At 72.3% G+C, this 18584-nt stretch carries 20 protein-coding genes; 10 read left to right on the top strand and 10 right to left on the bottom strand.

All coding sequences use genetic code 11. The annotated features are described in order from the left end of the window. Positions 1-61 precede the first annotated feature (61 nt). Both ACZ56U_RS03495 and ACZ56U_RS03490 read left to right on the top strand, forming a co-directional pair. Positions 62-2740 (top strand): SpoIIE family protein phosphatase, encoded by a 2679-nt coding sequence (locus tag ACZ56U_RS03495; RefSeq protein WP_469082354.1) that lies wholly within the window; start codon positions 62-64, stop codon positions 2738-2740. Between the two features lie 141 nt (positions 2741-2881). Further along, positions 2882-3682 (top strand): chitosanase, encoded by an 801-nt coding sequence (locus tag ACZ56U_RS03490; protein WP_469082837.1) that lies wholly within the window; start codon positions 2882-2884, stop codon positions 3680-3682. A gap of 25 nt (positions 3683-3707) precedes the next feature. Here the strand turns inward: ACZ56U_RS03490 and ACZ56U_RS03485 are convergent, their stop codons facing one another. Further along, on the bottom strand, positions 3708-4706 hold the full coding sequence (locus ACZ56U_RS03485; protein WP_469082353.1) for a CU044_5270 family protein: 999 nt from the start codon (positions 4704-4706) through the stop codon (positions 3708-3710). After that, positions 4699-5349 carry an RNA polymerase sigma factor gene (locus ACZ56U_RS03480; RefSeq protein ID WP_469082352.1) on the bottom strand — a complete coding sequence of 217 codons (651 nt, stop codon included), beginning with the start codon at positions 5347-5349 and terminating at the stop codon, positions 4699-4701. Before ACZ56U_RS03480 ends, ACZ56U_RS03485 begins: the two co-directional genes overlap by 8 nt. A gap of 210 nt (positions 5350-5559) precedes the next feature. On the opposite strand from ACZ56U_RS03480, the gene ACZ56U_RS03475 reads away from it, so the two are divergent. Then, positions 5560-6924, top strand: coding sequence for an FAD-dependent oxidoreductase (locus ACZ56U_RS03475; protein ID WP_469082351.1), 1365 nt, complete (start codon positions 5560-5562; stop codon positions 6922-6924). Positions 6925-7001: 77 nt separating this feature from the next. On the opposite strand, the gene ACZ56U_RS03470 is transcribed toward ACZ56U_RS03475, so the two are convergent. Both ACZ56U_RS03470 and ACZ56U_RS03465 read right to left on the bottom strand, forming a co-directional pair. Next, positions 7002-8000 (bottom strand): zinc-dependent alcohol dehydrogenase family protein, encoded by a 999-nt coding sequence (locus ACZ56U_RS03470; RefSeq protein ID WP_469082350.1) that lies wholly within the window; start codon positions 7998-8000, stop codon positions 7002-7004. A gap of 112 nt (positions 8001-8112) precedes the next feature. After that, on the bottom strand, positions 8113-8745 hold the full coding sequence (locus ACZ56U_RS03465) for a GNAT family N-acetyltransferase (RefSeq protein ID WP_469082349.1): 633 nt from the start codon (positions 8743-8745) through the stop codon (positions 8113-8115). Positions 8746-8834: 89 nt separating this feature from the next. On the opposite strand from ACZ56U_RS03465, the gene ACZ56U_RS03460 reads away from it, so the two are divergent. Beyond that, on the top strand, positions 8835-9800 hold the full coding sequence (locus ACZ56U_RS03460) for a DUF1152 domain-containing protein (protein ID WP_469082348.1): 966 nt from the start codon (positions 8835-8837) through the stop codon (positions 9798-9800). A gap of 44 nt (positions 9801-9844) precedes the next feature. Here ACZ56U_RS03460 and ACZ56U_RS03455 read toward each other — a convergent pair whose 3' ends face one another. Beyond that, entirely contained in the window at positions 9845-10846 is a 1002-nt protein-coding gene (locus tag ACZ56U_RS03455) for a hypothetical protein (RefSeq protein ID WP_469082347.1), read from the bottom strand. Beyond that, complete coding sequence (locus ACZ56U_RS03450; protein ID WP_469082836.1) at positions 10843-11205, bottom strand: PadR family transcriptional regulator; 363 nt, start codon at positions 11203-11205, stop codon at positions 10843-10845. The genes ACZ56U_RS03455 and ACZ56U_RS03450 overlap by 4 nt, the downstream gene beginning before the upstream one ends. 439 nt (positions 11206-11644) lie before the next feature. On the opposite strand from ACZ56U_RS03450, the gene ACZ56U_RS03445 reads away from it, so the two are divergent. Then, positions 11645-12739, top strand: a complete 1095-nt coding sequence (locus ACZ56U_RS03445) for a hypothetical protein (protein ID WP_469082346.1) — start codon at positions 11645-11647, stop codon at positions 12737-12739. A 119-nt stretch (positions 12740-12858) separates the two neighbouring features. Here ACZ56U_RS03445 and ACZ56U_RS03440 read toward each other — a convergent pair whose 3' ends face one another. Beyond that, positions 12859-13881, bottom strand: coding sequence for a hypothetical protein (locus ACZ56U_RS03440; protein ID WP_469082345.1), 1023 nt, complete (start codon positions 13879-13881; stop codon positions 12859-12861). 262 nt (positions 13882-14143) lie between these two features. Here ACZ56U_RS03440 and ACZ56U_RS03435 point away from each other — a divergent pair, with 262 nt between their 5' ends. From ACZ56U_RS03435 to tgmB, 3 genes are all read left to right on the top strand, one after another. Then, on the top strand, positions 14144-14419 hold the full coding sequence (locus tag ACZ56U_RS03435) for a YkvA family protein (protein WP_469082344.1): 276 nt from the start codon (positions 14144-14146) through the stop codon (positions 14417-14419). A gap of 178 nt (positions 14420-14597) precedes the next feature. Beyond that, positions 14598-14789, top strand: a complete 192-nt coding sequence (gene tgmA, locus ACZ56U_RS03430; protein WP_391230716.1) for a putative ATP-grasp-modified RiPP — start codon at positions 14598-14600, stop codon at positions 14787-14789. 16 nt (positions 14790-14805) lie between these two features. Continuing rightward, entirely contained in the window at positions 14806-15780 is a 975-nt protein-coding gene (tgmB, locus tag ACZ56U_RS03425; protein WP_469082343.1) for an ATP-grasp ribosomal peptide maturase, read from the top strand. 3 nt (positions 15781-15783) lie between these two features. Here the strand turns inward: tgmB and ACZ56U_RS03420 are convergent, their stop codons facing one another. Next, on the bottom strand, positions 15784-15999 hold the full coding sequence (locus ACZ56U_RS03420; RefSeq protein ID WP_391230713.1) for a hypothetical protein: 216 nt from the start codon (positions 15997-15999) through the stop codon (positions 15784-15786). A gap of 102 nt (positions 16000-16101) precedes the next feature. Continuing rightward, complete coding sequence (locus ACZ56U_RS03415) at positions 16102-16560, bottom strand: DUF2269 family protein (RefSeq protein WP_469082342.1); 459 nt, start codon at positions 16558-16560, stop codon at positions 16102-16104. A 178-nt stretch (positions 16561-16738) separates the two neighbouring features. Between ACZ56U_RS03415 and ACZ56U_RS03410 the strand changes: the two genes are divergently transcribed. Continuing rightward, positions 16739-17710 (top strand): GlxA family transcriptional regulator, encoded by a 972-nt coding sequence (locus ACZ56U_RS03410; RefSeq protein ID WP_469082341.1) that lies wholly within the window; start codon positions 16739-16741, stop codon positions 17708-17710. A gap of 26 nt (positions 17711-17736) precedes the next feature. Here ACZ56U_RS03410 and ACZ56U_RS03405 read toward each other — a convergent pair whose 3' ends face one another. Then, complete coding sequence (locus ACZ56U_RS03405) at positions 17737-17991, bottom strand: DUF5133 domain-containing protein (protein WP_469082340.1); 255 nt, start codon at positions 17989-17991, stop codon at positions 17737-17739. A 256-nt stretch (positions 17992-18247) separates the two neighbouring features. On the opposite strand from ACZ56U_RS03405, the gene ACZ56U_RS03400 reads away from it, so the two are divergent. Then, positions 18248-18580, top strand: coding sequence for a hypothetical protein (locus tag ACZ56U_RS03400; protein WP_469082339.1), 333 nt, complete (start codon positions 18248-18250; stop codon positions 18578-18580). Positions 18581-18584: the final 4 nt, after the last annotated feature.

Here is an 18584-nt window from a genome sequence, read left to right as displayed (position 1 = left end):
CGACGTATCACAGTGTGTGACGCCCCTCGCCTCACGCGGCCGTGCAGTGTAGACATGGCACATGGCCCGACTCTCGCAGCGTGACGCAGGCCGGTCGCGGCGCGGGCGAGTCGCCGAGGTGCGGTCGACCTTGGGCTGGCGCAGTGTCGCCGGGCAGGTGTTCCTCTCGCAGGTCGTGATCGTGCTGCTGCTGGTCGTCGCCGCGGTGGTGACGCTGGTGCTCCAGGTGCGGCACGACAGCACGACCGAGGCCCGCAACCGCTCGGTCGCCGTCGCCGAGGCGTTCGCCAACGCGCCGGGCACCCGTGAGGCCCTGAGCACCCCCGATCCCACAGCCGTCCTCCAGCCCCGGGCCGAGGCGGCGCGCAAGGCGACCGGCGTGGACTTCATCGTGGTCCTCGGCACCGACGGGATCCGCTACACGCATCCCAAGCCGGACCGGATCGGCAAGAAGTTCGTCGGCACGCTGGCACCCGCGCTGGCGGGGCAGGTGGTGACGGAGGAGATCGACGGGACCATCGGCCGGCTGGTGCAGGCCGTCGTGCCGGTCAAGGGGGCCGACGGGAAGGTCGTGGGGCTGGTGTCGGCCGGCATCACCACGGAGCACGTCGGCGGCACCGCCGACGAGCAGATGCCGCTCCTGCTGGCCGCGGCCGCCGGCGGCCTCGCCCTGGCCACGGCGGGCACGGCACTGGTCAGCAGACGGCTGCGACGGCAGACGCACGGCCTGGGTCCGCACGAGATGACCCGGATGTACGAACACCACGACGCCGTGCTGCACGCCGTCCGCGAGGGCGTGATCATCGTCAGCGGCGAGGGCCGGCTGCTGCTCGCCAACGACGAGGCGCAGCGGCTGCTGCATCTGCCCGCCGACGCCGAGGGCCGGAACGTCCTGGAGCTCGGCCTGCCGGCGGACGCCGCGGACCTGCTGGCCTCCGGCCGGGTCGCCACGGACGAGGTGCATCTGGTGGGCGACCGGCTGCTGGCCGTCAACCAGCGCCTGACGGACCTGGAGGGCGGCCCGGCCGGCAGTGTGGCGACGCTGCGCGACTCGACCGAGCTGCGCGCCCTGTCCGGCCGCGCGGAGACGGCGCGGGAGCGCCTGAACATGCTGTACGACGCCGGTGTGGGCATCGGCACCAGCCTGGACGTGACCCGCACGGCCGAGGAGTTGGCGGAGCTGGCCGTGCCGCGGTTCGCGGACTTCGTCACCGTCGACCTGTTCGACGCGGTGCTCAGCGGCGGCCAGCCGGAGGCGGGCACCGATCTGCGGCGTACGGCGTTCAGCGGCATCCGCAAGGACGCGCCGCTGCACGCGGTGGGCGAGCGGATGCGGCTCGTCGCGTCCTCCCCGCAGGTCCGTTCGCTGCACTCCGGTCAGGCGGTCCTCGAGGCGCGGCTGGCCGAGGCTCCGGGCTGGCGCGCCCAGGACCTCGAACGCACCGCGCAGATCCTGGAGTTCGGCATCCACTCGCTGATCGCGGTGCCGCTGCGGGCCGGAGCACTGGTGCTGGGCGTGGTCAACTTCTGGCGTTCCGAGAAGCCGCAGCCCTTCGACGCCGACGAACTCGCCCTGGCGGAGGAGCTGGTGGCCCGGGCCGCGGTGTCCATCGACAACGCCCGCCGCTACACCCGCGAGCACACCATGGCGGTGACGCTCCAGCGCAGCCTGCTGCCGCGCAACCTGCCGGAGCAGAACGCCCTGGACATCGCCTACCGCTATCTGCCCGCGCAGGCCGGCGTGGGCGGCGACTGGTTCGACGTGCTGCCGCTGTCAGGCGCCCGGGTGGCGCTCGTCGTCGGCGACGTCGTCGGGCACGGCCTGTACGCGGCGGCGACGATGGGCCGGCTGCGCACGGCGGTCCACAACTTCGCCGCGCTCGACCTCCCGCCCGACGAACTTCTCGCGCTGCTGGATGAGTTGGTCGGCCGGATCGACCAGGACGAGACGCCGGACGGCGACAGCGCCCCGGTCACCGGCGCGACCTGTCTGTACGCGGTGTACGACCCCGTCACCCGGCGCTGCACGGTCGCCCGTGCGGGCCATCCGCCGCCGGCCGTGATCCGTCCCGACGGCACGGTGGACTTCCCCGACGTGCCCGCCGGTCCCCCGCTGGGACTCGGTGGTCTGCCGTTCGAGACGGCCGATCTCGACCTGGCCGAGGGCAGCCGTCTCGTGCTGTACACGGACGGGCTGGTCGAGGACCGGGAGCGGGACATCGACGTGGGGCTTGAGCTGTTGCGGACCGCGCTGGCACGGGCCGGCGACTCGCCGGAGGACACCTGCCGGGCGGTGCTCGACGCACGGCTCACCTCGCGGGCGAGCGACGACATCGCGCTGATCGTGGCGCGCACCCGGGCGCTCGGCGCCGACCAGGTCGCCGAGTGGGACGTGCCCTCGGACCCGGCGGCCGTCGGGCGGGTCCGTGCCGACGTCTCCCGGCAGCTGGCCCTGTGGGGGCTCGAGGAACTGGAGTTCACCACCGAGCTGGTGCTGAGCGAGCTGGTGACCAACGCGATCCGGTACGGCGGTGAGCCCATCCGGGTGCGGGTGCTGCGCGATCGCAGTCTGATCTGCGAGGTGTTCGACGGCAGCAGCACCTCGCCCCATCTGCGGTACGCGGCGATGACGGACGAGGGGGGCCGCGGTCTGTTCCTGGTGGCGCAGCTCGCCGAGCGCTGGGGGACGCGGTACACGCCGGAGGGCAAGGTCATCTGGGCGGAGCAGCCGCTGCCGTAGCGGCGGCTGCTTGTTCATAGGTACGAACCTTTGACGCAACGGGTTCTCATTGTGTCGCGGCTCTGATAGTAAACCTTCCTATCAGTTCACGTACGGCCAACTCCCCACCCCCCACCTCCTTTTGGAGCCGCCGTGAAACACATGTCCCGCCGCGCTCTCCTCCGTCTGCTGGGCGCGTCCGCCGTCACCGTCCCCCTGCTCGCCCCCGCGTCCGCCACCGCCCGCACCAGCGCGGTCGGACTCGACGACCCGGCGAAGAAGGAGATCGCCATGCAACTGGTGTCGAGCGCGGAGAACTCCTCGCTCGACTGGAAGGCGCAGTACAGGTACATCGAGGACATCGGCGACGGTCGCGGCTACACCGCCGGCATCATCGGCTTCTGCTCGGGCACCGGCGACATGCTCGACCTCGTCGAGCTCTACACCGCCCGCCGCCCCGGCAACGTCCTCGCCCCGTACCTCCCCGCACTGCGCCGGGTCGACGGCACCGACTCCCACTCCGGCCTCGACCCGAACTTCCCCCGGGACTGGCGCCGGGCCGCCCAGGACCCGGCCTTCCAGCAGGCCCAGAACGACGAGCGCGACCGCGTCTACTTCGGCCCGGCCGTACGGCAGGGCAAGGCGGACGGGGTGCGGGTCCTCGGCCAGTTCGCCTACTACGACGCCATCGTCATGCACGGCGACGGCAGCGACCCGACCAGCTTCCGCAACATCCGCGGGCGCGCCCTGAACCGGGCCCGGCCCCCGGCCCAGGGCGGCGACGAGGTCGCGTGGCTGAACGCGTTCCTGGACGCGCGGGTGTGGGCCATGAAGCAGGAGGAGGCCCACAGCGACACCAGCCGGGTCGACACCGCACAGCGGGTCTTCCTGCGCGCGGGCAACCTCGACCTGAACCCGCCGCTGGACTGGAAGGTGTACGGGGACAGCTACCACATCGGCTGACCGCCCCCAGGCACCGCGGTCCCGGTCACGGGCGCTGACCGACGCGGTCCACGACGCCCAGCTGCTCCCGGGCACGCAGTTCGTGGTACCGGTCGCGATGCTTGAACTTCCCGTCGACCCAGTCCGCGGTGCTCCCCTTCAACCGCAGCCCCAGGTAGGTGTAGTCCGTCGCGTCGAAGAGGAACGCGGAGTCGAACGCCGGGTAGGAGACGGCCACTGCCTTGCGGCCGAGGCCGTCCACCGCCTCGCGGTCGATCCGGATGCCGGGGATCCGGGCGACCGCCTCGAAGGTGGCCGCCTCCAGCCCGGGCGGCATGATCCGCGGGACCACGAAGAACTGGACGGCGTTGACGAACGCCAGCCTGTCGATGTCCTCCTGGGTCATCGGCGCCGCGTGGACCTTGTCCGATCCCACCGACGTCTTCGCCGACCTGTGGTCGGTGCCCTGGCCCATCCGCAGCGTGTCCAGGAGCTTGTCCGGGTCCGTCGGCCACTCCGCCAGCTTGGCGTACTCGGTCGGCGGCCACCTCACCTCGTGCCTGCCGAGCGGCGGATCGCGGTGGACCTTGCCGTACTCCTGGCGCCTGGAGGGCTTGGAGCCGTCCACGGACATCCAGCTCTCGTCCGTCCAGGTCCTGCGCTTGCCGCCCTTCACATAGGTCCGGGTGACGAACATCTTGGTGTACACGTACTGGTCGTCACGCGGAACCGGCGTCCCGGCGCTGTCGGCACGGGATCGCGCCGCGGCCTTGTGCAGCAGCTCGGCCGCACTCAGTGTCGCGATCCGCGGGGCGTCCGTACCCCCGCCGTCGTCGTGCCGGCCCGCGACGACGACGCCACCGGCGGCCGCCGCCGTGGCGGTCCCGACCACCGCGACCCTGATCATCAGGCGCCGCGACAGCGCGCTCGGGCGGCCGTCCTGGACGATCGCGCGCCGCAGCCGGGCGCGGGCGGCGCTCCGGGCGTCGTCGGTGAGCGGGGCCACGTCGGCCTCGAACTCGCGCACCACGGTGAGGTCATCCACGATCGGTCTCCTCGTTCTGCTCGTGAAGGGCGGTGGGGTCCACCCCGCCCAGTGCGGCGCGCAGCCTGGTCCGCGCCCGGTTGAGCCGTGAGCGCACCGTGCCCACGGGGATGCCGAGGGCCTCCGCGGCCTCGGCGTAGTCCAGATCGCCCCAGGCGATCACCAGCAGTACGTCCCGGTACCGCGCGGGCAACTTCGCCAGGGCACCGGCCAGTTGGGCGCGGGTGTGCTCGGCACCGACCCGCGCCACGACCCGGTCGGCGAGCGCCTCGCCGTCATCACCGCCCGTGGAGGCGACGCGCGAGAACGCCCTCAACCGCCGCGCCTCGGACCGCCGGTGCTGGCCGACGAGGTTGGTGGCGATCCCGTAGAGCCACGGGCGCGCCCGCGGCCGCGACAGGTCGTAGCGGCGGCGCTGCTGGAACGCGATGACGAACGTCTCGGCCATCAGATCGTCGGCGACCTCGGCGCCGAGCCGTCGTGCCACATAGCGGTGGATGTCGTCGGCGTACCGGTGGAAGAGGATCTCGAAGGCATCGGGCTCCTCCCACGACCGCTCGACGACGAAGGCGTCGGAGGGGACGTCGTCGCTGGGGACGACGTCGGGACGGTCTTCGACGCACGGATCGCCTGTCGATTGCATGCGGTTCCCTAAGTCATGGGCATGGTCGACAGCTGTTGGCCGATGACCCCGAACGAGTTCCCGTCCGCCATGAGAGAGTGCTCGCACAGCCCGCCCGGGTCATAAAGTAGCCTTATGAGCTCATAGATCGGACCCGCGTACCAGCTTAGGCTTGCCTTAGTTTAGGCTTCCCGACGAGATCGCCTGTCGCCTCTCGAAGGGAACCTGATCATGCCCCGCCCCCTGCGGGTAGCCATCGTCGGCGCCGGCCCGGCCGGCATCTACGCCGCCGACGCTCTGCTCAAGTCCGACGTGGCCACCGAGCCCGGTGTGTCCATCGACATCTTCGAGCGGATGCCCGCCCCGTTCGGGCTGATCCGGTACGGCGTCGCTCCCGACCACCCCCGCATCAAGGGCATCATCAAGGCCCTCCACCAGGTCCTCGACAAGCCCCAGGTCCGCCTCTTCGGCAACGTCGACTACGGCACCGACATCAATCTGGACGACCTGCGCGCCTTCTACGACGGCGTGATCTTCTCGACGGGCGCCATGGCCGACCGCGAGCTGAAGATCCCCGGTGTCGAACTCGACGGCTCCTACGGCGCCGCCGACTTCGCCTCCTGGTACGACGGCCACCCGGACGTCCCGCGCACCTGGCCGCTGGAGGCGGAGAAGGTCGCCGTCCTCGGCGTGGGCAACGTGGCGCTCGACATCTCCCGCATCCTCGCCAAGACCGCGGACGAACTGCTGCCGACGGAGATCCCGCCGAACGTCTACGAGGGCCTGAAGAAGAACAAGGCCGTCGAGATCCACGTCTTCGGCCGACGCGGCCCGGCGCAGGCGAAGTTCAGCCCGATGGAACTGCGCGAGCTGGACCACTCCCCCACCATCGAGGTCATCGTCAATCCCGAGGACATCGACTACGACGAGGGCTCGATCGCCGAGCGCCGGGGCAACAAGCAGGTCGACATGGTCGCCAAGACCCTGGAGAACTGGGCGATCCGCGACATCGGCGACCGCCCGCACAAGCTGTTCCTGCACTTCTTCGAGTCGCCGGTCGAGATCCTCGGCGAGGACGGCAAGGTCGTCGGCCTGCGCACCGAGCGCACCGAACTGGACGGCACCGGCAACGTCAAGGGCACCGGCCAGTTCACCGACTGGGACGTCGACGCGGTCTACCGCGCGGTCGGCTACCTCTCCGACAAGCTCCCCAAGCTGCCCTGGGACATCGACTCGGGCACCGTGCCGGACGCGGGCGGCCGGGTCCTCCAAGAGAGCGGCGAGCACCTTCAGTCGGTGTACGTCACCGGCTGGATCCGGCGCGGCCCGGTCGGTCTCATCGGTCACACCAAGGGCGACGCCAACGAGACCGTGGCGAACCTGCTGGACGACTTCGCCCACAGCCGTCTCCAGACGCCGGCCTCGCCCGAGCCGGAGGCCGTGGAGGCGTTCCTCGCCGAGCGCGAGCTGCGTTTCACCACCTGGGAGGGCTGGTACAAGCTGGACGCCGCCGAGAAGGCCCTGGGTGAGCCGCAGGGCCGCGAGCGCGTGAAGCTCGTCGAGCGCGAGGACATGCTCAAGGCGAGCGGCGCGTAGGCGACCGGCCGCGGAGGACGTGTGCCGTGACGACGTGACGGGGCCGAGGGTGTCTTCCCTCGACCTCGTTCCGCGTCTCAGTGTCCAACGGTGACGACGATCTTCCCGACCTGCGCGCCCGACTCCAGGTACCGGTGGGCCTCGACGATCTCCTCGAACGGGAAGACACGGTCCACCACGGGCGCGAAGACCCCCGTGCCGAGACCGGCGGCGACGAACGCCTCGGCGCGGCGCAGCCGTTCGGGGTCCCTGGTCGTCTCGTGGAGGGTGTAGGTCCGCATGTTCAGCGCGGGCATGCCGAGTTCGAACCCCGGATAGGGCGTCGGCTGCCCGCTCAGCGCGCCGTACAGGAACAGCGTGCCCCCGGGCGCGACCACCCGGGCGAGGTCCACCACGCCCGGTCCGGCGACGGCGTCGAAGACGAACTCCGCGCCGCGGCCCGCCGTCAGCTCGCTCACCCGGGTGACGACGTCCTCCTCGCCGGTGACGATCACCGCGGCGGCGCCGGCCTTCAGCAACGCCTCCCGCTTGGCAGGGGTCCGGGTCGTGGCGAGGGGGACCGCGCCGACGCTGCGGGCGACCTGGATGGCGGCCAGACCGACGCTGCTGGAGGCGGCCGTGAGGACGACGGTGTCCCCGGCGCGCATCCCGCCGACCTCGACGAGCGCGCCGTAGGCCGTCACGTACGGCATCCACACCGCGGCGCCGGCGACCGCGTCCAGCCCCTCGGGGCGGTGCACGACGGCCGCGGCGGGCACGATCGCGCGCTCGGCGTAGACGCCGTGGTCGTTCATGGAGAACGCGGGGACCACGCTGACCTGTTGGCCGGCCTCGAAGCCGGTCACGTCCGGGCCGACGGCCTCGACGACACCCGCGGCCTCGGCGCCGAGCCGGGCGGGGAACTCCTTGACGGGTTCGATGTACTGCCCGCTGCGGAACAGCACTTCGGCCCGGTTGAGGCCGATCGCGTCGACCCGGAGCAGCAGGTGGCCGGGGCCGGGCTCGCCCACCGCCACGTCCTCCAGACGCAGCACCTCCGGTCCGCCGACCTCGTGGAACCGCACGGTCCTGACCATCACGCATCCCCCTCGCGCAGAAAAGTACGACGGGCTTCAAACTACGATGGTCGTCGAACTTCAGCAAGGTGCTCTTCGGGTTTCAGCGCGAGGGAGTGCGCTTCGGCGGGCGCTACAGCTCGTCGAGCGCTCCTGTCGTCCGCCCGAGGCACGCGACCGGGCCCGGGTCGGGTACGGCGATCTCCTCGAAGCCGAGGCGGTCGTAGAAGGCCCGGGCGGGGGTGTTGGCCACCGCCATCACGAGGTGCACGGCCGGGACCCCGCGCTCGGCGAGGGCGCCCAGGAAGGTCCGCATCAGCTCGCGGCCATGGCCGCGCCCCTGCCACTCGGGAAGCAGGTCGATGTGCAAGTGGGCCGGGTAGGCGGCGAGTTCGGGGACGAGCATGCGCTCGGGGTGGTGCAGCAGCGGGATCATCGCCTCGTCGGGGGTGGCGGGCGGGCCACTGGGCTCCGGGTAGCGGTCGGCGACCGACGGGAGCCACTTGGCACGGAAGGCGTCGACGAAGCGAGGCGTGTCGGCGGTGCCGAGGATGTAGCCGACCGCCTGTCCGCGCCCGTCGTCCAGCACGAACGCGAGCTCCGGCTCCAACTCGACGTAGGGCGTCGCGAAGATCACAGGAAGGATGGCGGGGTCCGCGTAGACAGGGCGGCTGTCCTGGCCGTTGTGCGCGGTGCGGATACAGATGTCCTCGAGGGCGGCTCGGTCCTCGGGACGGTACGGGCGGATCACGGCTGGCGAAGTCACCGCAGCATCCTGCCCTGCATGGGAGCGCTCCCACAAGCCCGTGGAAGAAAAGATCGCCGGACGGACAGGCGCCCTGTTAGCGTCCTGCGGTGTTCTCCCTCCATGAGCCTGCCCTCTTCACCCGCCTGCGCGGCGCGCGACGGGTGCTCGTCGCCGGCGCGGGCGGCGGTTTCGACATCTACGCGGGCCTTCCCCTGGCCCTCGCGCTGCGGTCGGCCGGGAAGGAGGTGCACCTGGCCAACCTGTCGTTCGCGGACCTGTACGGCCTCGCCACGGACGTGTGGCTCGACCGGGACGTCGCGGCCGTCCGCCCCGACACCGTGGCCCGCGGGGACTACTTCCCCGAACTGGCCCTCTCCCGATGGCTGGACCGCCAGGGGCTGCCCTCGACGGTGTACGCCTTCCCGCGCTCCGGCGTCCAGCCGCTGCGGGAGGCCTACCGCACCCTGCTCGACCACCTCGGGCCGGTGGACGCGATCGTGCTGGTGGACGGCGGCACCGACATCCTCCTGCGCGGCGACGAACACGGGCTGGGCACACCGGAGGAGGACATGGCGAGCCTGGCGGTGGTGGCGGGGCTCGACGCGATACCCGAACGACTCGTGGCCTGCCTCGGCTTCGGGGTGGACGCCTATCACGGCGTCAACCACGCCCTGGTGCTGGAGAACCTGGCCGCGCTGGACCGCGACGGCGGCTATCTCGGCGCGTTCTCCCTGCCGCGCGAGAGCCGGGAGGGCGCGCTGTACCTCGACGCGGTGGCACACGCGCAGGAGTCCACGCCCGAGCACCCGAGCATCGTCAACGGTTCCGTCGCCGCCGCCGTACGCGGTGACTTCGGCGACGTCCGGTTCACCGAGCGCACCCGGAACAGCGAGCTGTTCGTCAACCCGCTCATGGCTCTCTACTTCTGCGTGGACGCCCCCACCCTCGCCCGCCACAACCTCTACCTCGACCGCCTCGAGAACACCGCGCTGATGCGCCAGATCAGTTCCGTGATCGCGGAGTTCCGCGACGAACTGCCCCGCCAGCGGCCCCCGCGGGCGTATCCGCACTGACCTGGTCACGCACATCCCACAGCCGAGCGCGCGGCGCGGCACTGTCAGCGGGGGGCGAGGTCGCGCCTGGCCACCACGGCCAGCACCACGACCAGGAGCGTGAGCGCGGCGACCTGGGCGAGTGCCCCGGCGAGGAACACGGCGGGCAGGGGGAAGCCGAGCCACGGGAAGAGTGCCGCCACCCGCACCGCGAGGATCAACAGGCCCAGTACGGCCAGGGCCAGGGCACTGCTCCCTGCGCCCGGAACCGCGCGGCGGGTACGCAGCAGCAGCCAGCCCAGGACCGCGAGGACGAAGCAGGTCGCGGGCGCCCAGGCGATGTCGGCCATGGCGGGCACGACGGCGACGGAGGCGCCCGTGACGACGCAGCAGGCCAGGAAGGCGAGGCCGGGGGCGTCGCCGGGCAGCGTGGCCCGCGGGGCGTCGCGGTGGTACGCGGCACACACGGCGAGGGCGGGCAGCCAGGCGAACAGCGCGTTGGCCGTGGCGAACCACGGGTCCGACGCCGACCAGTCGCTCGCCAGCGGGCCGACGAGCGGCCACAGCGAGGGAAGGCCGGCCAGCAGGACGGCGGTCCGGGCGAGGCGCCGACGGTCATGGACCAGGGCGAAGAACGCGACCGTCCACAGCAGCGGCAGGACCCAGCCGGCGATCGCGACGACGGCCGACAGCGGGTCGGGACCGGTGAAGCCCGTGAGGAACAGGTCCCATTCCCGCGCGCCGCGGGTGGCCGACCAGGTCACCCGCAGGATCTCGTCGGAGACGATGGCGGCCGCCTGGAGCAGTACGGCGTACAGCGCGAAGTGCCGGACCGCCGAGCCGAACAGGACATAGCGCCGGGGTGCGCCGGTGGTCGCCAGCCTGGTGCGCACGGCGAGGACGGCGATGCTGGCCACCTCGCCGAGGGTGGGCCTGCTCTGGTCCTGGGTGTCGCGGTCGACGTCCCACAGATAGACCTCGACCATCTCCTCCTCCCGGTCCCTGCGGTAGTAGGCGGGGAGCAGGCGCAGCACCGTCCGGTAGCGCGCTTCGAGCAGGGTCGTCATGCGAGGCCTCCCGCGAGTCCCGGTCCGGTGACGGGCGGGGCGCCGGTGGCCTTGCGCCCCTCGGCGATCCGCTGCTTGGCGGCGCTGGCGCCCGCGGCCATCCGCTCCGCCTCGGCGTCGAGGGCCCGCATGCCGTCGTCGGTGAGGCGGTAGTAGCGCCGCAGCCGGCCCTGCTGGACCTCTTCGCGGTCCAGCACGAGCAGGCCGTCCGCGGTGAGCCGGTCGAGCACGCCGTAGAGCGTGCCGACTCGCAGCCGCACCGCGCCGTCGGAGAGTTCTTCGACCTCCCGCAGGATGCCGTACCCATGTCGGGGCTCGTCGGCCAAGGCGGTCAGGACGAAGAACGCCGCCTGTGTCATGTTCCTCGATGCCATGCGACCAATATATATCGGCTGCCGATATATTACGCGAGCCTGACACACCTGGAGCCCGGCGCGTCGGGGCGCGGGGGGCGTGTCCGGCGCGTGCCGGGAAGGTGGGGGTGGAGGTGGGGGTGGAGGTGGGGGTGGGGGCCCTGGCCGTGGGGCCGGTGAACGGGGCCCGCCCCAATGCGGATGGTGAGCGGGCCCCGTTCGTCCGAGTCATTGTGGTGGACGGGGCACGCGCCGGACACGGGTGAACGGTGGCCTCCCGAAGTGGATCGCGCACACCCCGGGTGCGCGGATCACTCGGGCGCGCTCCGGCGCGAGGTTCAGGCGCGGCGCCCGCCGCGGGACCGGTGCCCACCCCCGCCCGAGCTCGTCGGAAGTGCCGTGACGATACTGGGAGGCGCACGCTCCCCCGCCCACAGATGGACTCATGCAGACCTCCTCCCCCGCCACCCTGCCCGTCACCGTGTGGCCGGCCCGCGGCCGCCATGCCGGACCCGCCGCCGCGGACGTCCTGCGCGTGAACCTCCAGCAGCTCAAGGACGGCGCGGTCGTCGACGACTTCCTGGAACTGAAGGAGGAGCAGGCCTTCGAGGCCCGCTGGCGGGTCGACGGCGAGGTGACCGTGCGGGCCCGGCTGACGCTCCGGCCCGAGGAGGCCCCCCGCTCCGGCGAGACCCCGCGACCCGGCGCGCGGTGGGTCCTGGTAGCCGAGGCGGAGCAGCCCTGGAAAGCGGCCTGGGCCAGCCCCGTAGGCATGTTCTGGCCGCTCGACCCGGACGCGGGCTGGGACCACGACACCGTCGCCGACCTGCGCTTGCGGGAGGTCAACCGGCTGCCCGAGGACGACAAGGACCTGCGGCGGCTGCTCCGGGACTGCGTGCGCGACTCCTGGGCCGTCCATCTCGTCGTCCACGAGGCCATGACCCCCGACGAGCGCGGCCGCCGCTCACTGACCGAGCACCTCCCGCCGGGCCTGCGGCACCGCGTGGTGGAGCACCGCGCCGCGCCGCACCAGTTCCGGGCCGTCAACTGGGCGCTGAAGGAGTTCGACGTAGAGGTCCCGCGCGGCGGCGCCGTCGTGCTGCCCCCGCTGCCGCCCGGCCACACCGGCGACGAGTTCTCCGTCCGCAGCGTCTTCCTGGACGGCACCCGGCCCACGGAGCTGGTCGACGCGGTGACCCGGTTCGCGGAGCTGCCGAGGCCGCTGCCGGAGGGCGCCGCGGACGCGATCGCCACCCTGCGCGAGCAGTGGCGGCTGTTGACCGCCGAGGAGGAACTCGTCCGCCAGCGCGAGCTGGTCGCCATGTACGCCGAGGCGCTGGAGGCGATGACGAAGTCCCGGGACCTGTACCGGGAGGCCGCCGAGCGCGCCAACGAGGCGCTGGCCGCCTACCGCGAGGCCGGCGTCGAGCCACCCCGACCGCCCGCCGAACCGGCGGGCTCGCCGCTGCAGCAGCTGACCCGCACCCTCGAACGCCTCAAACCCCGCCGGCCCGCTCGGGACGAGGACGGCACGGGCTGAACGGCGGCCGGGCCCTCGGAGCGCTCGGGCTCCCAGGGCCCGGCCGACGGCTTACGCGTCGGTTGAGCGCCGCGGCGGAAGGCGGTCCGCTCACCGCCCTACGAGGGCGCCCGCCCCCGCTACTCGGCCAGCAGCCGGTTCGGCACGCTCCGCCTCGGTGCGGGCGTGGCCAGGCGGACGACCAGCGCGGTCAGCGCCGCGAGGGCGGCGCAGCCTGCGGCGAGCCCGGCGGCCCAGGCCGGTGCCAGCGACAGGTCCAGGGCGGCCGACAGCTCACCCAGGCCGGAGCGGCTCGCGTACAGCTGGGCCCCGACCAGGGCCGCGGGCAGCACGACCGCCGGGAACAGCACCAGCGCCACGGGACGCGCGGCCACCAGCGCTCCGAGCAGCAGACACAGGCCGGACAGGCCGAGGACGACGCCGAAGCGGGGCAGGGACACCCCTTCCTGGTACACCGGGAAGTGGGCGACGGCGCACACTAGCAGGGCCAGAGCGGTGAGCCGCGCGGGCCAGGCCGGCGGCCCGGCGGACCGGGCACGCACCAGGCCGGGCAGTTCCGTCGGGATCGGTGGCAGCCCCGGGTGGGGGGCGTCCGCCGGTGCGGACGGCTCCGCCGCCTGGGGCGGGTGGGAGTCGTGGCGCTCCTCCGCCAGACGGCCGATCAGCTCCACGAGTTCCTCGACGGGCCGGCCGGTGGCGGCCGCCCTGAGCGCCTCCTGCCCGCAGCGGGGCTCCAGCGGCGCCTGTTGCAACAGGGCCATCAGCCGGGTCACGTCCTCGACGGGACGCGTCTCGACGGCGGCGCGGATCGCCTCGTCGGCGCTCGCCGCGTCTCTGGGCGGGCGGGTGAGCAGGACGACCAGCCGGGTGACGTCGTCCACGGAACGGTTGGCGCCGACCGCGCGGAGCGCGTCCACCGTGGCCCGCGCGTACAGCGGGGACTGTTCGAGAAGTGTGATGAGCTGGGCCACCTCTTCCAGCGGCCGGTCGGCCACGGCGGCACGCACGAGGCCGTCCACCGGATCGCCGTACGCCGGACCGCTCGCGTTCGCGACGACGGGCCACGGGCTCAGGGAGCCGGTGTTCTCCGTGGCGGGTATGGCGGGTTCGTTCGACTGCGGGGTTGGCGGACTAGTGGTCATGCGGGGCTCCAAAGGATGGGTGCGGCCGCCGCTGATGCGCCCCCGACGCGCGACACGCGACGTTACGGTGACCATTAGTAGGCGGCCTCGCCGGGCCGTGCCACTCGGGTGGGCCACGGGTATGACGCCGCCCGGCGTCCCGTCCCTTCCCCTCTCACCGGTGGTCGAGCGCACCGCTTCGGCCGCCGCGAGCCATACCGGGGCCCTGAAGGGGAATCCGACTCTGTGCCCACTTCGCGGCACCCGGAGGCAAGGAGGGCTGGTGAACATCAGCACCCAGTGGATCGCCGTCGCCGCACTCGTCGCGGCGGCCGTCCTGGCCGTCGCCGTCGCGGTGTTCGTACGCCTGGTCAGAGCCCGGCGCGGACTGCGGCAGGCCGGGCTTCCGACCGGCCCGCGCTGGGTCTTCTGGGGTGCCCTCGCGTACTTCTTCCTGCCGACCGACCTGATGCCCGATCCCGTGTACCTCGATGACATCGGCGTCCTGCTCCTGGCGTTGCGGACCATGCGCAAGAGCTCCCGCAGTGAACCTGTGTGAGTTCACCCACGTCTCCTCCGTTGTGCGGACCGTGAACCGCAGATGACTACGCAGCGTAGGGAAACCAATCACCCGTTCGATTCGTATAAGTCTCAGGAAGCCGACGGAAGTCGGTGGACCGGGCGACGGCGCAAGGTGACCATCGCTGGATCGGCGCAGGACCCACGAGGGAGAGACGATGCAACCGTTCGCGCTCAACTACGCACGTCCGGCAGCACAGTCGGAGGGCACCGCACCGTATGTCTACGACTCCGGGCGGCAGTTGAACGTGCTCTCCGACGGGCGGATCGCCGCCCACGACCAGGCGCTGCTGAGGGAACTCGGGACCACGACCTCCACGGCGGGGTCGAAGACGCACTTCGACGACTGAACACGGGCGGACGCACATGACCGTGTTGATCCTGACCTGTGAAGAGGACGTCACCGCCGACATGGTGGTGGTCCATCTCAACGCGACGGGAACTCCGGTGGTCCGGCTCGACCCGGCCGACCTCACGGAGGGGGTGTCGCTGTCGGCCGAGTACGTGCACGGCTCGTTCCGCGGCCATCTGTCCTCGGGGGGCCGGCTGGTGAGCATCAGCGGGCTGCGGTCGGTCTGGGTGCGGCGGCCCGGCGCCCCCGGCGCCCGGGCCGCCGCACCCTCCGCCTGGCTGACCGAGGAGTCGTCACAGGCGCTGTACGGCGTACTCCGCGGCTCGGGGGCACGCTGGATGAACCATCCCGACGCGGCCGCACGGGCCCGGCACAAGCCCTGGCAGCTGCGGCTCGCCCAGCACTGCGGGCTGCCCGTGCCGGCCACGCTGATCACGACCTTCCCGCAGGCCGCCCGTGAGTTCTCCGAGCGCTATCCGGACCTGGTGGTCAAACCGGTCTCCGGGGCGCATCCGCAGGACCCGCCGCGGGCGGTGCCCACCAGCAGGGTCGCGCCGGACACGGACTTCTCCGCCGTCGCCTTCGGCCCCACCCTGCTCCAGCGGCGGGTCGCCAAGCGGGCGGACATACGGCTGACCGTGGTGGGCGAGCGGATGCTGGCCGCGCGCAAGGCCGCCGCGGAGGACGACGACGTGGACGTACGGTTCGCCTCCCCCGCCACCCCGTGGACGCCCACCGACGTGCCGCCGCGCGTCGCCGACGCGGTACGCGCCTATCTCCGGGACGCCGAACTCGCCTATGGCGCCTTCGACTTCGCCGAGGACGCCGACGGGACCTGGTGGTTCCTGGAGTGCAACCAGTCGGGGCAGTTCGGCTTCGTCGAGGTGGAGACGGGTCAGCCGATCGCCCACAGCGTCGCCGCATGGCTGGCCCGTCCCGAGCCGGGCCCCGCCGGGCGGGTCAACGGCAGGGACACCGCGGTGCCTTGAGTGTCACAGCTGCCCGGGGCCGGGCAGGGCCGCCCGCTGCCACTGCGGGGCGGGCGGGGCGGGCGGCAGATCGCCCAGGTGGGTGCGGCCCATGGAGTGGAGGGGCTGCATGACGAACTCCAGTTCCCTGCTGACTCGCTCGGCCTCCCTGCGAACCTGAGTGGGTACGTCGCCGCGCTCCGCGATGAGTCGGTCATAGATGGGGGAATCCTGGAACACCCGTCAACGTGCCTTTCGTGTGTGGGCCCACAGGTATGGGCGCAGCTGCCGAGTCTAGGCGCCACTGCACCCTGCGGGGTGAATTCCACCGTTCGGCTTGACTCAGGCTCCCGTCGTGGAGCCGGGGCGGACGATCATGAGAACGGTGACCGTGGCCCACAGCAGGTTGAAAAGGCCGGTGAACATGGCGAGTTGGACGGTCTGCCCGCGCTCGACCGGCTGCCCGCCGTCCAGCGCCTCGAGGAGTTCCTCCTGACGCGGCAGGACGAACGCGACCAGAAAACCGGCGGCCACGGCGGTCAGGGTCATGGAGGCGATGAGCCAGCCGTCACCCAGGACGCCCATCGCGGCGGCGGTGGCGAGGCCGAGGACCGGCACCGCCAGGCCGAGGCGGGCGTAGATCCGGCAGATGCGGTGCAGCAGGGCGACGGTCCCCGACGCCGCCGGGGAGGCGGGGTCCGCTCGGCGCACGGCGGGCGGGAACATGCTGGCCGCGACCGTCACGGGGCCGATGGCGACGATGGCGGCCAGGACGTGCAGGGACAGCAGGAACTTGGTCATGAGGTGGCGTCCAGGATCGTTCGAAGGGGTTCGGCCGCCACGCTAGGGATCTCCGCACCGGCGAGCACAGAGGCTGAAACGACAGCTTCCAACGGATTCCCGCCAACTGCCGTGACCAGCGGGTTTTTCCTCGGACCCAGCTGGTGGCGCTGGCGGGAACCCGCCTATCGTGGCGGTCATGCACACCGTGGCGATCCTGGCTCTGGACCAGGTGGTGCCGTTCGACATGGCGGCGCCGATGCAGGTCTTCGACTGGACGCGGCTGCCCGACGGACGCAGCCCCTATCGGATCCGGCTGTGCGCCGCGGCGCCCGAGGTCCGGGCCGACTGCGGCTTCTCGCTGCGCGTGGAGCACGGCCTAGAGGCGCTCGCGGACGCCGACACGGTGATCGTGCCGGGCTGCTCGCCCGAGGCCGGGCCGACACCCGCGCCCGTCCTGGAGGCGCTGCGGCGGGCGGCCGCGGCGGGTACCCGGATCGCCTCGGTGTGCGCGGGCGCCTTCGTCCTGGCCGAGGCCGGGCTGCTGGACGGGCTGCGCGCCACCACCCACTGGGTGGCCGCGAAGGAGCTGGCACGCCGCTTTCCGGACGTACGGGTCGAACCGGACGTCCTCTACGTCGACAACGGCAGGATCCTCACCTCGGCGGGCGCCGCCGCCGGCCTCGACATGTGTCTGCACATGATCCGCCGCGACTTCGGCTCCGCGGTCGCCGCGGACGCCGCCCGGATGTCCGTCATGCCCCTGGAACGCGAGGGCGGCCAGGCCCAGTTCATCGTCCACGACCACCCGCCGGTGCCGCGCGGCTCGACACTCGAACCGGTCCTCGAGTGGATCGAGGACAACCTCTCCCGGGAGATCACCCTGGGCGCGATGGCGGCCCGGTCGGGCATGAGCGAGCGGACCTTCAGCCGGCGCTTCCGCGAGCAGACCGGCACCACACCGCTCCAGTGGCTGCTGCGGGCGCGGGTGCGGCGTGCCCAGTACCTGCTGGAGAGCAGCGACCACCCGATCGAACGCATCGCGCGGCAGGCGGGGTTCGGTTCACCGACCGCGTTCCGCGAGCGGTTCCGCAAGGTCGTCGGCACCGGTCCGCAGGCCTACCGCGCGGCCTTCCACGGGAGCCCGGACTCCCGGGCGGCCCGCGTCTGAACCCGCGGGCCGGTGCCGGCGAACCCTCACACCGCCAACAGACCGCCGCGCCCGGCAGGTTCCTCCGACAGGTCCGCCGCCCGGCCGACACCGACGAGCAGAGCGTCCGCCTTCGCGACGGCCTCGTGGACACAGGTGGTGCCCATCATGACGCACAGCGTGTAGCTGACGTCCTCCAACTCCCTTGTCGTCGCCGGGTTGCCCCGCTCCGCGTCAGCGATCCGCAGCGATGCGTACCGCGTCAACATCTCTCTGACGACCTTCGGATCCGGAACGAGCACGAAGAGCCCCTCTCTCGATTTTCGCTGCGTATGCCCGGGCGATGCGAGACCAATCACGTCTGCCGCTCTCCGGCTCACGATTGACGGAATCCTTTCGGCGCGGACCCGACTGACGCTCGAATCCGCTTGGGGCCGGACCCGCAGGAGTGACGTTCCCGCAACTATGGAACCGAACCGCTTCCCCTGCGGGCGTGAACAGTTGAACAGGGGGCAGCCCCTCAGCACGGACGCATGAACGCACGAACGGTGTACGCCCATGAACTGCCCCCAGCGCCTGCTCTGCGCGCTCTACGTCACCACCAGCGCCGGCCTCGCCCTGACCACGGTCGTCGAGGTGAGCCACGGTCCCTGGTGGGCGGCGTGTCTCTTCGCCCTGGCGAGCCTGGTCCCGCTGATCGCCCTCGTCCGCGAGACCGAGGCCCGCGAGCCGGCGGCCGGACCGCGGCCGCGCGGCACGGGGCCCGCCGCCACCGACGCCGTCGTGCGCGCCGAGCTCGACGCCGCGTGCTGTGAACCCTGGTGGACGAGCTGCGGGACGCAGCACGACGTGGCCTGTTCCCGCCGCGTCCCGCGCAGCAGCGCCGCCTGACGGA

It is taken from the genome of Streptomyces sp. NPDC034103 (assembly GCF_055575395.1).
Note: the sequence above shows the minus strand (reverse complement) of the source record. Positions and strands in the feature narration are given on the sequence as shown.

Bases quoted from the DNA above. Each gene is read 5' to 3' on its own strand.
- ACZ56U_RS03495 (WP_469082354.1), top strand. From the start codon at position 62: ATGGCCCGACTCTCGCAGCGTGACGCAGGCCGGTCGCGGCGCGGGCGA.
- ACZ56U_RS03490 (WP_469082837.1), top strand. From the start codon at position 2,882: ATGTCCCGCCGCGCTCTCCTCCGTCTGCTGGGCGCGTCCGCCGTCACC.
- ACZ56U_RS03480 (WP_469082352.1), bottom strand. From the start codon at position 5,349: ATGCAATCGACAGGCGATCCGTGCGTCGAAGACCGTCCCGACGTCGTC.
- ACZ56U_RS03475 (WP_469082351.1), top strand. From the start codon at position 5,560: ATGCCCCGCCCCCTGCGGGTAGCCATCGTCGGCGCCGGCCCGGCCGGC.
- ACZ56U_RS03470 (WP_469082350.1), bottom strand. From the start codon at position 8,000: ATGGTCAGGACCGTGCGGTTCCACGAGGTCGGCGGACCGGAGGTGCTG.
- ACZ56U_RS03455 (WP_469082347.1), bottom strand. From the start codon at position 10,846: ATGACGACCCTGCTCGAAGCGCGCTACCGGACGGTGCTGCGCCTGCTC.
- ACZ56U_RS03450 (WP_469082836.1), bottom strand. From the start codon at position 11,205: ATGACACAGGCGGCGTTCTTCGTCCTGACCGCCTTGGCCGACGAGCCC.
- ACZ56U_RS03445 (WP_469082346.1), top strand. From the start codon at position 11,645: ATGCAGACCTCCTCCCCCGCCACCCTGCCCGTCACCGTGTGGCCGGCC.
- ACZ56U_RS03440 (WP_469082345.1), bottom strand. From the start codon at position 13,881: ATGACCACTAGTCCGCCAACCCCGCAGTCGAACGAACCCGCCATACCC.
- tgmA (WP_391230716.1), top strand. From the start codon at position 14,598: ATGCAACCGTTCGCGCTCAACTACGCACGTCCGGCAGCACAGTCGGAG.
- tgmB (WP_469082343.1), top strand. From the start codon at position 14,806: ATGACCGTGTTGATCCTGACCTGTGAAGAGGACGTCACCGCCGACATG.
- ACZ56U_RS03415 (WP_469082342.1), bottom strand. From the start codon at position 16,560: ATGACCAAGTTCCTGCTGTCCCTGCACGTCCTGGCCGCCATCGTCGCC.
- ACZ56U_RS03410 (WP_469082341.1), top strand. From the start codon at position 16,739: ATGCACACCGTGGCGATCCTGGCTCTGGACCAGGTGGTGCCGTTCGAC.
- ACZ56U_RS03400 (WP_469082339.1), top strand. From the start codon at position 18,248: ATGAACTGCCCCCAGCGCCTGCTCTGCGCGCTCTACGTCACCACCAGC.